Raw genomic sequence first — 17,696 nt, 5'->3', positions numbered from 1 at the left:
TTGGTGTTCACCAGCCATGACCGAATCAGGTAATCGAGCTCCCTATGAAACCCGGCTCGGCCGCGTGCTCGACCATATTTACGATCATCTCGAAGAGCCGCTCGACATCGGTCGTCTGGCGGAAATTGCCTGTCTGTCGCCGTACCACTGGCACCGGATTTATCAGGCGATGTATGGCGAGACGGTGGCCACCACGGTGCGGCGTTTACGGCTGCATCGCGCGGCCGGCTATCTGGCGAACGGTTCCATGCCGATTGCGGAAATTGCCGAGCGCTCCGGCTACAGCAGTCTGCAATCTTTTTCCCGCACTTTTCGCGCGGCGTTTGGCATGCCGCCGGCGCAGTATCGCAAGCAAGGCACCCATAGCCGGTTTCGGCCGGCGCTATCAGGAGACGATCAAATGACGATGCGTGAAGTGGTGATTCGTCACGTGGAGACGATGGCGGTTTTGTCGGTGGATCACGTTGGACCGTATATGCAGATCGGCAAGGCGTTCGACGCGCTGTTCGGCTGGCTCGCAAAACACAATTTGCTCGCGGCTGAGATGCGCATGATCGGCGTTTACTACGACGACCCTGGCGTTGTTGCGGAGAGTGAGTTGCGGTCGAAGGCTGGGGTGTTGTTGCCGCATCCGGTTCAGGCGTCCGTGACGGTGAGTCCGCCGGTTTCCGTGGCGCATGTGAAGGGCGGTGAGTATGCGGTGTTGCGACATCAAGGACCGTATAGCGATATGCGTGCCGCGTATGAGTGGTTGTACGGGACGTGGCTCGTGCAGTCCGGGCGAGAAGCGGCCGACGCGCCGGTATTCGAGGAGTATCTGAATAGCCCGAAGGATACGGCGCCAGCCGATCTCATCACGGAGATCTGTTTACCGCTGGTTTGACGGTTTGCCTGCCCGGTGCTCGCTTGTGCAGCGTGCTGCGCGGATGCTTCTCTGGTTTTTATAGTCTTTGTATATGTATACGTAGTAATAGTTAACAAGCCTCGCATCTTTCTGTGGATAACTTGAAACTTCGTTTACGGATCAACGCACTGCGGAATCGATAACCCTGCGGAGCGTGCGCGCACAGGAACACGGAGCCAGGGAAAACTTTTGTGCGACCTGGCGACGTCGCGTTTTTATCAAGGTTCCACCCACAACGTGTTAGACGGCTTGTACAAAAGTTGTCCAGAGGGGGCTGTGGATAACTTGAGGGGCGTGGCGTCGCGCAACCGCACCGCGTTGGTCCGGCGTGAACTGCGCTGCGCCCGTCCGTTCGACGACGCGGCCGTCAGATTGTCGCCGTCCGTCTATGGCGAAAAATCGCTTCGTACTGCCAATGCGTTGACAAGCTCCGAGCGGCTCGTTTATTGTCGCCACGCGGGACGGCTGGTCAAGCACGCCTCTCAGTTGAAATCCACTCGGCAAGTCACACTGTTTTCATTGCACTACTATCTGCGGACTTGCTTCGAACGGGCGCATCCGAATCCTTGGTTGATCGATGCATCTTGTATCGAAATTCGACCCGACTTGTTGCAATTGAAAATGTCGAAAGCTCCGGATCGAACTTATAATCCATTAGCCATCCGCCCGGAGATTGAACGCATGCATTTGCCATTGCCAAAGTTGGTTAAGCTTACAGTTGTCCCGCTGACGGTATTCGCATTTTCTTTCCCGGCATGCAGCCAGACTGGCCAATCTCCTGAAGTCACAGCACTCGTCAAAAAATCGCTCGCGGATATGATTTTCGTGAAGGGCGGGACCTTCACGATGGGAGATTTCGGTCCGCAAGTGACACCGGAAAAACTTCCATTTACGTCGCAGCAGGAAAACAAACCTGCTCATTCGGTGACGCTGGATAGTTTTTCGATCAGCAAGTACAAGGTCACGTACGCAGACCTCGATATCTATACCGCTGCGACGGGCAAACCATCGTGGCCGCAAGACAAAGCGGATCGGCAATACAGGGCCGCCGACCACCCGGCCGGCGTTCCGTGGCAGATGGCCAAAGATTATTGCGAGTGGCTTGGCAAGCAAGGCGGCGCGCCGGTCGATCTGCCTACTGAAGCGCAATGGGAATATGCCGCCCGTTCGGGTGGCAAGCCGGTCATTTTCGGAACGAACAACGGCAAGTACGAAGCGGATCACAACCTGCCATCCGCCGATACGGTCGAGCAGAAGTACACGCCTGATACCGCCGTTTCACAATATGTTTATCCCGTCGGCAAATATCCGCCGAACGCCTTGGGTCTTTACGACATCGGTGTCGACGGTCGAGACTGGGTCAACGACTGGTTCGCCCCGGACTACTATGAACACTCACCGGCGAAGAATCCCACGGGACCGGCGAGCGGGACCATGAAAGTGATTCGTGGCGCGGAAGGCGACAACTCCGAAACCGCCATGACGGTTTATCGCTACAAGGCGCCGCCTGCCGGTTACGCCATCAAAACCAAGGACGGGCGCACGTTAGGACCCACGGCTGTCACGCTGACCTTCCGCTGCGCGGTGCAAAAGACCAGCCCTCTGTGAATTTCGCGGCGCGCCGTCAGACCACCCGCACGTCCGGCATGTTGTCGTAAAACGGGTGTCTGCCCACGGCAGCCTGGAACTGGTAATCGGTCGAGTCGACCTGCGCAACGGCATAGCCAGGCGTGGGGTCGACTTTCAGCATCGCTTGCAGGCTGTCGTAGTAATCGTCAATTTCTTTCCCGTCTCCCGCAGGAGCGCTCGTCAGCGACATCTCGAGAAATTCCTTTAGCTGTTGTCGCCGCACAGTAATGTCGCCGGAGCGCCCCTGCGGATGGATGTGCTGGACGACGTTGTTCAGATCGTGCTTGGTGTGCGACCACTTGAGGATCTGCTTAACAGCATCCTTGCGATTCCCGTACCACCGACCGTACTTGTGATTAGCCATGTCGATGCCATCCGTCGCGTACCAATGGCGAGTCAACTGATAGATCATGATGCCCTTCGCTTCGGGCGTCGCGTACTGGAGCATCCATGGATTGCTGAGAACGCGGTTCATCAATTGCACGCGTGCGGCCTCTTTCTCGTATTCCTCGATGAGGTCCGTGAAAAGCCTGTTTATTTCATCGACTTCCTGACCGACGGTGGAGGCCAGATCCTGAATGCCTTGAATGACCATCACCTGAATATGTGAGAAGGCGTTAAAGGCGGTCGTTTCGACGAACTTCAACTTTTGGAAGTTCGCGTGATAAAGCTGGTAGAAGAACCATTTGACGAATTCAGCAATGCGCAGCGCGTCGACCGACACCTCGATGTCGCCTTTCGCTCCCACGCCCAGGCATAGTCCGGCCTTCGCCTTGATTCTGAAACGGCCCGCCGCGTAGCTCACGTCGAGCATGCAGGTAAGTCCGGCGCCCGCCATTGCGGTGATGGTATCGCCGACCTTGGCGAATGGTTTGTACTTCCCACTCGGCCCTTGCTTCGCTGGCTCCATCCACTCGAGCGCGCCTTCGAGCGACAGATCCGCGCGCGCACCGGCGAATACGTCGAGGTCGGCATTCGCGCTTGGATCGACTGGCTTGCCACCTACCTTGATTTCGCGTTGCTTCGTAGTGGGGTTGTCGACCGCTGCGCCGTACAGACCCAGGTCTTTGCGCTTTTCGTCGCGATAGTCGACGACGACGCCCAACTGCGCGACCATACTTGCGCCCACCATCCCCGACAAGCCGAGTTCACACTTGAATCGAACCGCACCGAGCGGATAAGTCTTGCCGTCATCGCCGTCCAGACTCCACATCCAGCCGGCGATGTCCGGATAGTAGAACGCGCCGGAAACCTTGCCTTCGGCGATAGCGAATTCGGCCTGCGCCGACGCCTTGATGGCCACGCGGCCCTTTTGCGGTTGCCACTCCGTGTCCAATCCCGCGCCAGCCAGATACCGCATCAACTGCGCTTTGGCCTCGATGCTGACGTTGTTGCCGAATGCGGTCTGCTTGGGTTTCTCCGTCTCTTTCTTCTCGCCCTCACCACGTTCCGCCGGTTCCTCCGCGCCAGCGCTGTAACTGAGATCCTTGTTCCACTCTTCCGCCCAAGCGAAAAGCGTCCCCGTCACATGCTTCTCGACGATCTCCGAGGACACTTTGGTCTTTTCGTACAGCTGCGACTTGATCTTGCTCTCGCGATTAATGAGCACGCCTTCTTTCAGCTTATCGACGTCGATCTTGTACTTGCCGTTCGCATTTTTCTTGATGAAGCTTTTCGCACCGGTTTCTTTTTCTTCCTTGCGGCCCTTCATGTCTTCGAAAGCAGCGGGCCCGAATTTATGCCAGCCCGCCTTGATCTTGTTCGAGCGTACGTAGTGGAGTTTGTACTTGGCGAACTTGACGGATTTTTTTCCATCGCCGTCGATATGAATCGGGATCAACTCGACCATGGTGAGGTCTTTGCTATCCAGCTTGCTGAGCGGCTCCAGTTCCTTTTTTAACGCCTTGTGCGCAGTCTCGCGTTCCTTGAGGGCATCGTCGACGGCGGCCTTGTGCGCCTCACCGGCGCGCGGATCGGACATATGCTTCTGTACGTCCTCGGCATAGGCCTTCAGCACCACGTCGAGCTTCTCATTCGCCTTGTGAAATTTGTCGACGCGGTCATGCAGCAGATTGCATTCGCTTTGCAGACCGCTGACGTCCTCCGCCGGCACGAGAATGAATTCTCCCGTCTCGGGCCGGAAGTAGAGCCTGGGCGCCGGATCGTGCGGCACGTGCACGAGACTGTCGGGTGTCGTGTTAGTGGTGCCGTTGCCGTCTGGCGCGTGACTTGTGCTCGGAGCGTTCATGGATGTCGGTCTGCTTGAATGGGCGAAAGAATCAGCGCACCCAAAGGATGCGCGCGTACTCGTTGGCCGGAATCAGGTATCGAGGAAAACTTTCAGGGCACTCGGCGTGCTCGTCATGATGCGCGAGGTGAGACCCTGTTCATCGGTCATGCCCTCGAACACCTTGCCTTCCGCAGTCTCGACGCGGTAGCGCACGTAGGGGGCGGCCTCGCCGGTGTGCTTGTCGTGAATCTTGAACTGCTCGTTGTACGGGCCTTCGCCGGAGGGGAGCGCGGGCGGCTTGCTCGACAGGCTCGTGGGCCCGGCGAAGGAATGGCTGCTGCCTTTGATATCGATTTTTCCCGGCGCGTGGATTTCGATGTTTCCGTCTTTCAGGCGGATGTACGCGCCGCCACTCGTCAACAGGATGTCCTGCTTGGCAACGACCTCGATTTTTTCCGTCGCCGATAGCAGCTTCAGGCTCTTTTGCGCGGTGATTTCGATGTTGTCGGACTGGGCCTGGATTTCGACTTTGCCCTTCGCCGCGAACAGCTTCATGCCCGCGTTCTGAACGAACAGACTGATTTTTTCGCTGACGCTTGCCAGCAGTGATTTGCCGGTTGCGATATGTGTGCTCTGACCACTGACCAGATTGACGTGCTCGTTTGCCGCGATATGAACCGACTTCTGCGTTGACATCGCGATGCCTGCAGGCGTTGCGAACAGCATGATCGGTTCCTTGAATGCGTTCGCGCTGCCGGTGCCGCCACCGGCTGTATTGCCTCCGCTGCCTGTCGCCCCCGAGACGCTGTTCTGCGTGGCGTCGGTGAAGGACTTCAGCGAGTCGTAGCCATCTTTCAGGCTCTCGGCCTGATGCGTTTCGCTCGCCTGGCTGAGCGACTCGATCACGCTTTCCGAATTGACCAGCTGGCTGCCCGCTTCGCGTGTATCGAGCGGCTGGCTCGCTGCGCCGGTTGTCTGATGCGTCGAGACGTACATGCCTTGTGCAGCTCGCACTGCACCGTATGCGTCCGACTTCAAGTCGAAACCGCTGCCCAGATAGGCGCCGCGCGCGTTGCCGGTTTGCGCGATCAGATAGCCGAGATGCAGTTGCGAGTTAGCGCTGCTGCTGTACATCTGCACGCGGTTCTGGCCGGTGGCATCGTCCATCACCATCTGGTTGTAGCCGCTGCCCTGGTATTCCTTGGACTTGTAGCCGGAGAGAATACCGTTCGAATGCCAGTCCGGCGTTTTCGCGCCGTTGTAGACGCGACCGGTGACAATCGGTCGATCGCAGTCGCCGTCGAGGAACGAAATGATCACTTCCTCGCCGATGCGCGGGACGTGCACTCCACCGTGCCCTCCGCCGGCATTCGATTGGGAAACACGTACCCAGCAGGAGGCGTTCTCGTCGCCGGGATTCAGCCGGTCCCAGTGCATCTGGACTTTGACGCGGTTCAGGGAGTCGGTGAAAACCTCTTCGTTTTGCGGTCCCACCACGGTCGCCGTCTGCATGTGCATTTTCGGCTTGTGATGTTCGAGCGGACTGCGGAACGGGATGGCCTTGCGTTGGGCTTCAATCGTTGCCATGAAGAAGCCTTCGCCGCCGTCCGTGGCTTTGACGATCAGCGCTGGATCGCTGGCATGCTGCGCACGGACCGTAGAGATCGTTTGCTTCAGGCTATGTGGGAAATCCGTCGTGCCGCTCGAGACCGGCAGGTTGTTCTCCACGATCCAGTCGACGGCGATCACCGCAAACTGCCGATCCTGCTGGCTACCCGTACTGTGCTCCGGATGGTCCTGCAGTTCGAACCAGCGGCCGGCGTCGACACGACGCACTGCACCCACGCCGTGGAAACGCTTCGCGCGCGATTCCCACTCTTCCATTCTCACTTTCGAGAGCTGATCACCGCGGTCCTGCTTGCCGTACGTGTAGGCGCCTGTGTATTCGTACACTTCGGCCTGCTGCGGCAGGTCACCCTGGGTACCCAGCGTCGGGATCGTGGTGCCTTTCGGATTCGACCCGGTGGACGGCGACTTGTAGTCGAACGTGCGCGTAGTGAGCGAAGTACTTTGCAGCGTGCGCGTGCCGCTCCATTGCACGAAGGCATCGGTTTCGCTGTTGGTGCCCGAGTGGTAGAAATCCACCGTTTGCGGCGAAAGCGGTTGCAGGGTAGCGATATCGTCGGTAACGACCAGCGTGTGCGATTTGCCGTCGGTAGCCTGTTCGAAATAGCCGAACAGGCCTTCCGTTTCCATCAGCCTTTGACAGAAATTCCAGTCATCCTCGAATTGCACGCAGAATGAACGCTGCGGCAATGGGTTTCTCAAGCTGAAGCGGAAAGCACCCTGCGCCTGCGGATGCATATTGAATACATCCGTGAGAATTTCATCGACGGTTTTATCCTGCCAGATGCGTGCATCTTTTCTGAAGCGCAGAAAATGCATCCATGAGACAAAGCCGATCTGATAGCTGGTAATCGCGCTGTCGGAGCCTAAACGACGGGCGGTATGGACATAACCGTGGTGCGGGGCATACGACTGGTCGGTTTGCTGGATCCACAGCGTGACAGGCTGGGCGATCAGCCTCTTGAGTTCGATATTGTCGGTGGTTGAAACCGTATCCAGCGTGAATTCGTAATTACGGCCGATACGGGAATAGCCCACCAGCCTCTGTGGCAGAAGGACGTTCGCGCCCAGTGGTGTATCGAGTTTAAGCAGACGGTCACTCTGCAACAACCCGCCTTTAATTGCCGCGATAATGTCCTGCGCGCCCATACTGCCTCTTTTTATGCAATTTGCGCCCCCGCGCTATCGCGCGATAATACAAAAGATCAGACGTTTACCGCAATCGATTCAATGGAAACAAATGTTAAATCGGAATTTGTTCCGCGCCAATTCGACACGCGCACGAATTCGGTAAAAATAGCGTGCATGCCTGTAAATGGCCCGGCAGCGATATTCTTTCGCTCCTTTTTACTGAGCCTCGTTGCGGATTAGGTTGACCACGGATACACCGGTGATTCGCTAGGCATCGACGGACATCATCTGCTGCGACGACACCAGTCGCGGCGGCGGATGGCAACCGCATATACAGAGATCGTCGCTCAAGGCTGCATGCCTTCCGTCCGGTGCGGTCATGATCTGGCGCGGTCCATCGCACTGTATCTTCCCCCTTGTATTGCAAGCGGGACATGCAACCGGATCTCCTTCGTGGGCGACGTCTTTGTCGCTCAATTGAATGGAGGTGGGAACGGCTTGAACAACGCCATTGGCGGTCGTCTTGTCGCCGTTCAAAACCAGATATCGTTTCATGTTATCTCTGGGAGCTGGAGTTTGTGCGCGCTCAGCCGAGTTTTCGGCCTGTCATGTAATCCGCTTACGCTCTGCCTGTGTATGCGACGCTTGTCGTCACACCCATCGAGCGTAGGTCGGCGTGCACCGTAAGCGTCCCCCAGCTAAAGACAAAGGTATCCGCGCCTGTCGTGGACGATACACAAGGCGATTGTGCTTCTGTGGCGATTATTTTCGACAGCGTCTTCTTCTCCTTGACGAGATCTTCCTCGGTCGCCGACCAGTCGAGCTTTTTGGCCACGCCATCGGTCCAAACGAAGTCGAGCATTGCGAGCTTTTTGTCGCAAAAGCGAGCCGTCACGCCGAACGTCTTGCCCCAAACTTTCACGCTCTTGATGCCGTAGTTTTCCCACTCGCCGTACTTCGCCAGTTCCGTTGCTCCTGTCAAAGGCGATTCGTCAGGCGACGGCCTACCCCGAAACAGGTTCGTTGACGCATCGATAGCCAGCGTGCCAGTGGAAAAATCGAACGTAGCCATCTTTCATTAACTCCCAAACTTCAAAATATTGCCGCCGACGAGGCTGCCCTTGTCGGCGCTCGATACGAAATACTGAGTGCCTCCGCCTTTGCCCAGGTTGGGATTGGCGAGCGACTGTCCCTTCGCCACGCAAATGTCCTTGGTGACAACGAATGCCCTCAATTGGCTTCTCATCGGGCGGGCGTCGACTGTATTGCCTGCGTGCGAAATCTGCGTCATATCGTTGTACTCGCGCGCTGACCCGCCTGTGTTGAGAATCGTGCGAGCGTCGGAGAAATAGTTACCAGGCAAAGCGGTCGCGATCTTGTCGGGCGGCGCATACGGGTACAACGTGTACAACACTGTACCGCGCTTCAAGACCGTGTTCGTGTAGGAGTCGACTCCGGGATAAGGGTCTTTGCCTTGCCAGCTTCGCGCCTGCGCAGCCGGGTCTTTGCCGGCACAGGGATCCTTCTGGCAGCAATCCTTGTTCGGTGTTTGCGCTTTCTTCTTGAGCCCCAACGGGTCGATCCAGCCCGTGGGATTCGGCGCGTACTGGTACACATTCCCGCCGGCCAGCAGTCCGATCGGATCTTTGGACGTAAAACGTCCGGTGCCCGGATCGTAGTATCGGTGACGGTTGTACGCGAGGCCGGTTTCGTCGTCGTAGTGTTGACCCTGGAAGCGAATTGGATTCCGCACAGCGCTGGCCGTCGCTTTCGACACGCGCGCGATTACATTGAGCGCCTCACCCCAGGCCTTGTATTTGGCTTCCCAGACGACTTCACCGAATTCATCGGTAAGCAGTTGCGGCGTGCCGAGCTGATCGCAGTGGTAGTAAAAGATGTGCGCGGGGGGCGGAAGAACGACAGGCTTCAGCAGCGGATCGTCTTCCGGCGCATAGCGATCGGTCTGCTTCCAATCGGGCGTAGCGATACCCGCGATCGCGCCGGAGACGAACTGCGCCAGCGGCACGAATGACCCCGCTTCATATACATAATGCGTGCTGCCTTCATCGGCGCTTTCGTACGCCAGCGTATCGCCGTCCCAGCCGAACGTCGTGCGTTTGCCGTCGACCTCTTTACCGATACGGCGCCCGAACGCGTCGTAGAAATAACGCGCCTCGTGATGGCGCGCCGGCTCAGCAACACTGGCCGCCGTCATCCGGTTGAATTCGTCCCACTCGTAGCGCTGCTCGGCGCCTGCCGAGCGTTTGGAAATCAGGTTGCCGCGGGCATCGTAGGTAAAGTGTGTGCCGGCGTAGTCCTTCAAAAGATTGCCCAGCACTCTCGGCGTCTGCGCCGGCAAGGTACTCGATTGCAGACCGCCGCTAGTGCGTGCCTGGGCCGGATTGCCCGGATCGACAATATTGCTCGCCGGATCGAATGCGAAACGTTCGGTCGCAAAAGGGCTCATTGCTTCGACCAGCCGTCCGACGGGATCGTACTGATAACGCGTCACGCCGTCCCGGCTGTCGTCGATCTCTTTCAGTTGCCCCACGGCATCGTACCGATACCGCCGTGCCACGATCGCAGCGGGTGCGCCGGTGCGTTTGAGCGCCTGGGACTCCATCCGTCCGACCGGGTCATAGCGCGTGTTCTGCGCAATCCGGTTCGACAGCGTGCGTTGTGTTTCACGATGCAGGTCGTCGCGCTCGAACTGAATCAATTCCTGTCCGTCGAGCTGCATGCCGTGCACGTGGCCCGTGCCATACACCAGCCAGTCGACGGCATGACCATCGGGCCGCACGGTTTTGATGCGCGTGCCGATCTCATCGTACTCATGCCGCCACACATAGCTGCGGCGCTCGCCGAATAACGCTTGCGTGTGATGTTCGCGTACCAGATTGCCGACTGGATCGAAGAAGTGCTGCACCCGGCTGACGGCGTTTTGTGCATCGATGAGACGGCCAGTTCCGTCGTACATGAAACGCTCGTCGCCCGCGCCGGCGACGCGCCGCGCGAGGCGTCCACCGCTGTCGTATTCGAGCTGAGTCTTTTGTCCCGCTTCATCGACGGTTTGTAACTGGCCAGTCGCCGCGTCGTAGCCGTACCGGGTCGTCATCCCGTCGAAGCCGATTTCCTCGAGGAGGCGCCCAACCGGATCGTAGTGAAACTGGTAAGTCGCGTGGTTCGAATCGGTGAGTGCGCTCAGCCGTCCGGCGCGGTCGTAGCGATAGCTCAGCAGTTCGCCCGTTGCATCACGACGATGCGCGATTCGCCCGGCGGCATCGTATCCATAGCGGGTGACCTGGTTCAGCGGATCCGTATGCACGAGGAGCCGGCCTTCGGCGTCGTACTCCAGCTTCTCGATTCCCGCGGCAGATTGGACTTGAGCCAGTTGGCCGTTGCCGCCATAGCGATAGGCGACACTCCGCCCGCCCGCGTCCTTGCTCCCGAGCAGGCGGCCTTCTCCATCGTAGGTCCACTGCGTCGTCTTCCCCGAACAATCGGTATAGCTGACAAGGCGGCCCGCGGCATCATAAGCGAGTGCCTTCGCGCCGCCCTTTGCGTCGACGATCTCGGTCGGCTGTCCCTGAGCGTTGTAGCTGTATTGCGTCTTGTGACCCAGCGGATCGATCTGCGTGGTGACATTGCCTGCATCGTCATACTCGCGGGCCCAGCGATACGCGTGCGGATCGATGATGACCGTCATCTGATCCTTGGCGTCGTACTCCATGCGTACCACGCTGCCATCCGGGCGCGCCTGTTCGATCAGGTTGCCGCGCTCGTCGTAGGTGAAGCGCTCGACGCTGCCGTCCGGGTAAATATGCTGCGTCAGGTTGTGCTGGGCGTCGCGGTAGAACCACTCATCGAGGCCGTCCGCGTAAATGATCCGATACGTGTAGCCGTCGATATCGAAGTAGTAGCGGGTGAGGTTGCCGAGCCCGTCAGTCACGTCGACGAGACGGATATCCGGATGCCACGCGAGACGCGTGTCGAAGCTACCGTCGTCCGCGTATTCGCGCACGCACTTCGCCTTGGGTCCCGTGCCATCCCATTCGAGATTCATGCCACGACCAGTACGATCCGTGTATCGCGTGACGAGGTGATGTGTATAGGCATACTCGCGACGATTGCCGTGGCGGTCGGTTGCCGCAATCAGGTCGCCATGCTGGTCATAGGCGTAACGCACCAGCGTGCCGACTCGTTCGCCTTCCTGGTCGGTCTCCACCGCTTCGCTCAGACGGCCGCTCGCGTCGTGCGAAAACACGACGATGCTTTGCGAGGTGATCAGCCGCGTGAGCCGATGCGCGTCGTCGTAATCCAGCGTGATTTGACTGCCGTTGCGGTCCTTCAGGAAAGCGAGCCGGAAAGCACCACCGCGTTTCTCGTACGCTTCGAGCAGTTCATGGCCGCGCGTGAGCGTGAGCCATTGATTATCGAGCTGCGCGAGCGTGAGATCTTCGGCGAGATCATCGTGCGTCTCACCCGCCTTGAGCAGCGGGTAGTCGAGACTGCGTCCGCTCGGATCGTGATAGACAAGCTTCGCCGCGTGGATATCGAAGCGCGTGGTGTAGGGCGTGATCCAGCGCGCGCCCAGATTGCTTTCGTCGTAGGCGGAGAGAAATGAACGGTACGTGCGTCGCCAGACCACCGGCATTGCGCCGGGCAAAACGAAGTCCTGGTGATCGAAGCGTTCGTCGCCGAGTGCATAGCCGATCGAGCCGCCGCTGCGTCCCAAGCCACAGCTCTTGCAGTCGCTCGCTCCCGGATGCTTGGCCTTCGCCTGCGTCGCGATCGTCTCCAGTTCGCCTTCGGTTTTCTTCAACTCGGCTTCAACCTTGCCGGCTGCCTTGATGCCGACGGTCTGTTTGTGTTTCTGCTTTTCCTTCCACTTCGCCACGGCCTGCATCAGCGCGTCGAGCATCCAGATCAGGCCGCCGACATCCGCGCTATTCAAGCCCTTGATCTTCTCCATCACCATCGGAATCGCATGGCGCGCTTCCGCGGCCATCTGCCTGAGCCGTTGGTTCGTGGACGGCGAGATTTCATTCGCTGCACGTGACGCAAGATTCGCCGCGTCCTTCACCAGCACCTTGGTGCCGTCTTTCAGATACGACCACAGGTTCTCGGCGACCTTGCTCGCGTCATGGGCGGCAAAGCCGTCGCCGACTTGTGCGAGATGTTTGTCGGCCGCGCGATAGTTGCCCGACGTGTCGAAGAGCTTGCCCGATGCCGCGCCTTCGAAGACCTGCGCAAGACCTTCGAGCAGCTTCTTTGCATGATCCGCGCAATCGTCGAGCATCTGTGCGAGCTTCGCCTGCACTTCCTGAATGAATTTCTCGATATCGCCAGCGAACTTCGCGCTGATGTGCGCCACCAGCACCGAGATGATCGTATCGGCGATCATCTGCGCGCCGCCCTCCGCCACGGCCTTGGCGCTCTTCGCGAGTTCCTCGCGAGCGAGCTTCATCAGCGGCCGCGCGCCCATACGGAATTCGCCCATCACGGGCGGCAGCGGGATCACGCCGATGAGGTCGATACCTAGATTCAGATAATCGAAGAAGTCTTTCGACTCCGCTTCGATCAGCCGTTTGATATCCATCACGACATCGATCGCCGACAGAATGTTCGAAACGACTGGAATGTAATTGGCCAGTTGCTCGACGCGCTCCAGCGTGATGTAGCCGTCACTGACGCTCTTGAGCCACGCATCGAATTGCTCGAGCGCGGAGCCGACATCCTCCTTGGCGATGGTGACGAGCGGCGCGATGGCGACTTCGGTTCGGACAACGGCGGTAGTCTGGGCAGCGGCTGCGCTCATGCTGGATCAGGTCGGTTTAGTTGCTATGGGAAAAGAGTTTGTCGTAGGCGCATCCGAGCAGAATCCAGCCCGGGCTTTCCTGCTGATCGACAAGCAATCTGATTTCCTTCTCGCCGACCGGCTTGCGATAGTCGACGCCTCGCCAATGCGCGTTTTCGCGCAGTGAAATCGTGCCGGCTCCTTCGCTCATGCCGCCGATGCGTTCGGCCCATTGCCTGGCAACGTTGATTTCGTCGCCTTGGGCTGCGGGAATCGCGAGCAGCATTTGCCGCGGCGACACGAGCGACACCAGATTCGACGATGTACCCCAGGCCTCGATCGGTTTCTGCGTTTTCCAGGCGAGATCGACGGCCTTCTCGTGCGAGGGCTGACTTGCGAAACCCGGCACGGTGGCGTTGTCGACTCTGCCGATGAAGCGGTCGATCTGACGCGCGTCGAGCTTGCACTCGACGAAGCGGGCGATCGTCCGGAGGTCGGCTGTCGACTGGGCGTGCGCGCTTGCGGCAATCGCCACGCCGCACACCATCGCCATTATCGTGTGAGGGAATTTCATCTTCGACTTACTTGACCTTGCAATCGGTCGCGGCCGGGAACGTGGTCGAGAATGCGCCCACACAATGAAGCGTGATCTTTTGGCCGACGCGCGAGCGGATCTTGTCGATGCTTTTTTTGTCCGCAAAGGTCACGCGTACCGCGGAGTCCGAGTCGTCGCCAAGCGTGCCGATGACGTCATCGGTCAGGCCGGAATCGAGGGACAGCAGCTTGCCGGTCAGAGCGAGCGGCTTATCGGTGAATTTCGTCGCGGCGTCGACGTCGCTGTCGTATTGCGACGCCATCGCGGCGGCGGAAATCCTCAGTTCGGTTGCCCCGAAAGCCAGCGAGGTGACTGCAAACGCGAATGCGAGAAAGGCCGTTTTCTTCATGGTTGGACTGACCGTTGCTTGGTGTCGAATGATCGGCATCGCGTCAGACAATGCCGTTGATTGCCGGCAATGCGCTCCGTGCCGATTGCGCGATGCTGCTGATTTCCTTGGCCGTGCTTGCGGCCTGACTGGCTTGTGAGACCGCGGCGCTGGCGCCTGAAGGTAACGCCTTGGTGAGCGCGTTTTGGGCGTATCCGGTGGCCTGGCTTTTCGCCATCGACGTTAGGCCGCCGCTGCCTTGTGAGGCGATGTCGGCGAGGCTCGCGAGTTGCGACGCACCGTCGACGGCCGAGCCCACCGCGCCCTTCGCCGTACTGGCCAACGCGCTCGCTGCACTCGCTGCAACGCTGGAGCTTCCGGCCGCGGCGGCTGCGCCCGACGCGCTGCTAGCCGCGGCAGGCAGGAACGAAGCCATCTGCGATGCGGCTGCGGCGTCGCCGGACGCGTGCAACGGCTCGGCTGGCCAGTTCATGCTCTTGAAGTAATTGGCCGGCTGCGAGGGATCGCGAGGATCGGCGCCGAATTGCACTTGCGCCACGCCTGGCGGCAAACCGCTGACCGTCATGCGACCGTTTGCATCCAGCGCGCCTTGACGCAGAACTCCGCCGTTGGCGTCCAGTACCGAAAACTGCCCGCCTTTGACCGGCTCGCCATTCGCGTATTGATGGAGCAACTCGAGCTGTCCCGGTTGATCGGGACGGGCCGACGGCAGTGGATAGCCCTGACTCGTCGGGCCGTTGAAGCTATGCTGCGCACCTTTGACATCGACCATGCCCGGCGCGTGAATATCGATGTTGCCGCCCGCGATACGGATGTACGCGCCGCCGCTCGTCAACAGGATCTCCTGATCGGCGGCTGCTTCGATTTTTTCGGTTGCCGAGAGCAACCTGAAGGTTTTCTGCGCGGTGAGTTCGACGTTGTCCGACTGTGACTGGATTTCGACTTTGCCCTTCGCCGCGAACAACTTCATGCCCGCGTTCTGCACGAACAGGCTGATCTTTTCACCGACGCTGGCGAGAAGCGATTTTCCCGTGGCGATGTGTGTGCTCTGCCCGCTGACCAGATTGACATGCTCTGTCGCGGTGCTGTGCGCCGACTTCTGCGTCGAGATTGCGATGCCCGCCGGCGTGGCGAACAGCATGATCGGCTCCTTGAAGGCGTTGGCGCTGCCTGTGCCGCCGCCGGCTGTGTTGCCTCCGCTGCTTGTAGCGCCCGACACGCTGTTCTGCGTGGCATCCGTGAAAGACTTCAGTGCGTCGTGGCCTTCGTTCAGACTTTCGGCCTGGTGTGTCTCGCTCGCCCGTGAGAGCGCTTCGATCACGCTTTCGGAATTGGTCAGTTGGCTGTTGGCGTCGCGCACATCGAGCGGCTGGCTCGACGTGCCGTTGGCCGGATGCGTCGTGACGTAAAGACCTTGCGCCGCGCGAACTGCGCCATAGGCGTCAGACTTGAGATCGAAACCGCTGCCGAGATACGCACCACGCGAGTTGCCGTTCTGGGCGATCAGATAACCGAGGTGCAGTTGCGCGTTGGTGCTCGAGCTGTAGAGCTGCACGCGGTTCTGACCGGTGGCATCGTCCATCACCATCTGGTTGTAGCCGCTGCCCTGATATTCCTTCGACTTGTGGCCGGAGAGAATACCGTTCGAATGCCAGTCCGGCGTTTTCGCGCCGTTGTAGACGCGACCGGTGACAATGGGCCGGTCGCAATCGCCGTCGAGGAAAGAAACGATCACTTCCTCCCCGATGCGCGGGACGTGAACACCGCCATAACTACCGCCAGCGTCCGACTGCGCGACGCGGATCCAGCACGACGCATTCTCGTCGCCCGGATTCAGGCGATCCCAATGCATCTGAACTTTGATGCGGTTCAGTTGATCGGTGTACACCTCTTCGTTCGCCGGACCGACCACGGTCGCGGTTTGCATGTGCATCTCGGGTTTTTCATGCTCGAACGGGCTGCGGAAGGGGATGGCCTTGCGTTGGGCTTCAACCGTTGCCATGAAGAAGCCTTCGCTGCCGTCCGTGGCTTTGACCACCAGCGTCGGATTGTTCGCGTGCTGCGCGCGGGCCGCGGCGATTTTTTGCTTCAGGCTATGCGGAAAGTCCGTCGTGCCGCTCGAGACGGGCAGGTTGTTCTCGATCACCCACTCGACCGCGATGACCGCGAACTGCCGCTCCTGTGCGCTGCCCGCGCCGTGGTCCGGATGATTGGTGAGTTCGAACCAGCGGCCGGCATCGACACGGCGTACCGCGCCCACACCGCTGAAGCGCTTGGCGCGCGACTCCCATTCTTCCATCCGCACCTTCGAGAGCTGGTCGCCGCGGTTCTGTTTGGCGTAAGAATACGCGCCGGTGTACTCGTACACTTCGGCCTGCTGCGGCAGATCACCTTGGGTGCTCAAGGTCGGCGTCGCCGTGCCTTTCGGATTCGCGGCTGGGGACGGCGCCTTGTAGTCGAAGGTGCGGGTGATGAGCGACGTGCTCTGCAACGTGCGGGTGCCGCTCCATTGCACGAAGGCATCGGTTTCGCTGTTGGTGCCCGAGCGGTAGAAATCCACCGTTTGCGGCGAAAGCGGTTGCAGGGTAGCGATATCGTCGGTAACGACCAGGATGTGCGATTTACCATCCGCAGCCTGTTCGAAATAGCCGAACAGGCCTTCCGTTTCCATCAGCCTTTGACAGAAATTCCAGTCATCCTCGAATTGCACGCAGAATGAACGCTGCGGCAATGGGTTTCTCAAGCTGAAGCGGAAAGCACCCTGTGCCTGCGGATGCATATTGAATACATCGGTGAGAATTTCATCGACGGTTTTATCCTGCCAGATGCGTGCATCTTTTCTGAAGCGCAGAAAATGCATCCATGAGACAAAGCCGATCTGATAGCTGGTAATCGCGCTGTCGGAGCCTAAACGACGGGCGGTATGGACATAACCATGGTGCGGGGCGTATGAGTGGTCGGTTTGCTGAAGCCACAGCGTGACCGGCTGGGCGATCAGCTTCTTGAGTTCGATATTGTTGGTGGTGGAAACTGTGTCCAACGTGAATTCGTAATCGCGGCCAAGACGGGAATGCCCTACCACCCTTTGCGGCAATAGGACGTCAGTACCCAGCGGCGTGTCGAGTTTCAGCAGGCGCTCGCTTTGCAACAATCCGCCTTTTATCGCCGCAATAATATCCTGCGCACCCATACCGCCTCTTTTTATGCAATTTGCGCCCCCGCGCTACCGCGCGATAATACAAAAGATTACGAGGATTTCGCAATCGTATTATTAAAGGCAAATGTTAAATCGGAAATTGTTTCTGGGTGGGTCTTGACTTTGTTTTTGCCGGTAAAAATAACTTGTCGCTCGTATTCGGCATTGAGGGTGGCTAATGTCAAAACAAATACCGAACGCATCTGCAGCCTGCCGATGTAGCGAGCTCCATGGGCAGA

Annotated in this window: 11 protein-coding genes; 3 read left to right on the top strand and 8 right to left on the bottom strand. The window is 59.0% G+C overall.

The genetic code is table 11. The features are described from left to right. Window positions 1-16: 16 nt before the first annotated feature. Both P0D73_RS24995 and P0D73_RS24990 read left to right on the top strand, forming a co-directional pair. Window positions 17-883, top strand: a complete 867-nt coding sequence (locus tag P0D73_RS24995; protein ID WP_408284513.1) for an AraC family transcriptional regulator — start codon at window positions 17-19, stop codon at window positions 881-883. A 297-nt stretch (window positions 884-1,180) separates the two neighbouring features. After that, window positions 1,181-2,512, top strand: coding sequence for a formylglycine-generating enzyme family protein (locus P0D73_RS24990; RefSeq protein WP_408433189.1), 1,332 nt, complete (start codon window positions 1,181-1,183; stop codon window positions 2,510-2,512). A gap of 16 nt (window positions 2,513-2,528) precedes the next feature. On the opposite strand, the gene P0D73_RS24985 is transcribed toward P0D73_RS24990, so the two are convergent. From P0D73_RS24985 to P0D73_RS24950, 8 genes are all read right to left on the bottom strand, one after another. Further along, the gene (locus P0D73_RS24985) at window positions 2,529-4,781 is read right to left on the bottom strand and encodes a hypothetical protein (protein WP_408433187.1); all 2,253 of its coding nucleotides are present in this window, start codon (window positions 4,779-4,781) and stop codon (window positions 2,529-2,531) included. Window positions 4,782-4,853: 72 nt separating this feature from the next. Next, a complete protein-coding gene (locus tag P0D73_RS24980; protein WP_408433185.1) occupies window positions 4,854-7,538 on the bottom strand; it encodes a type VI secretion system Vgr family protein in 2,685 nt (894 codons plus the stop codon). Between the two features lie 249 nt (window positions 7,539-7,787). Next, a complete protein-coding gene (locus tag P0D73_RS24975) occupies window positions 7,788-8,075 on the bottom strand; it encodes a PAAR domain-containing protein (protein WP_408284524.1) in 288 nt (95 codons plus the stop codon). 64 nt (window positions 8,076-8,139) lie between these two features. Next, window positions 8,140-8,592, bottom strand: a complete 453-nt coding sequence (locus tag P0D73_RS24970; RefSeq protein WP_408284527.1) for a hypothetical protein — start codon at window positions 8,590-8,592, stop codon at window positions 8,140-8,142. A 6-nt stretch (window positions 8,593-8,598) separates the two neighbouring features. After that, a complete protein-coding gene (locus P0D73_RS24965; protein ID WP_408433183.1) occupies window positions 8,599-13,338 on the bottom strand; it encodes an RHS repeat-associated core domain-containing protein in 4,740 nt (1,579 codons plus the stop codon). 16 nt (window positions 13,339-13,354) lie between these two features. Then, window positions 13,355-13,891: a hypothetical protein gene (locus P0D73_RS24960; protein WP_408176281.1), complete on the bottom strand. Its 537-nt coding sequence runs from the start codon at window positions 13,889-13,891 to the stop codon at window positions 13,355-13,357. 7 nt (window positions 13,892-13,898) lie between these two features. Next, complete coding sequence (locus P0D73_RS24955) at window positions 13,899-14,261, bottom strand: hypothetical protein (protein WP_408312601.1); 363 nt, start codon at window positions 14,259-14,261, stop codon at window positions 13,899-13,901. A 43-nt stretch (window positions 14,262-14,304) separates the two neighbouring features. Next, on the bottom strand, window positions 14,305-17,451 hold the full coding sequence (locus P0D73_RS24950) for a type VI secretion system Vgr family protein (protein ID WP_408433181.1): 3,147 nt from the start codon (window positions 17,449-17,451) through the stop codon (window positions 14,305-14,307). Here P0D73_RS24950 and P0D73_RS24945 point away from each other — a divergent pair. Continuing rightward, the gene (locus tag P0D73_RS24945; RefSeq protein ID WP_408433243.1) at window positions 17,404-17,679 is read left to right on the top strand and encodes a hypothetical protein; all 276 of its coding nucleotides are present in this window, start codon (window positions 17,404-17,406) and stop codon (window positions 17,677-17,679) included. The genes P0D73_RS24950 and P0D73_RS24945 overlap by 48 nt on opposite strands. Window positions 17,680-17,696: the final 17 nt, after the last annotated feature.

Source organism: Paraburkholderia sp. RL18-101-BIB-B, assembly GCF_046026985.1.
Lineage (GTDB): Bacteria > Pseudomonadota > Gammaproteobacteria > Burkholderiales > Burkholderiaceae > Paraburkholderia.
Note: the sequence above shows the minus strand (reverse complement) of the source record. Positions and strands in the feature narration are given on the sequence as shown.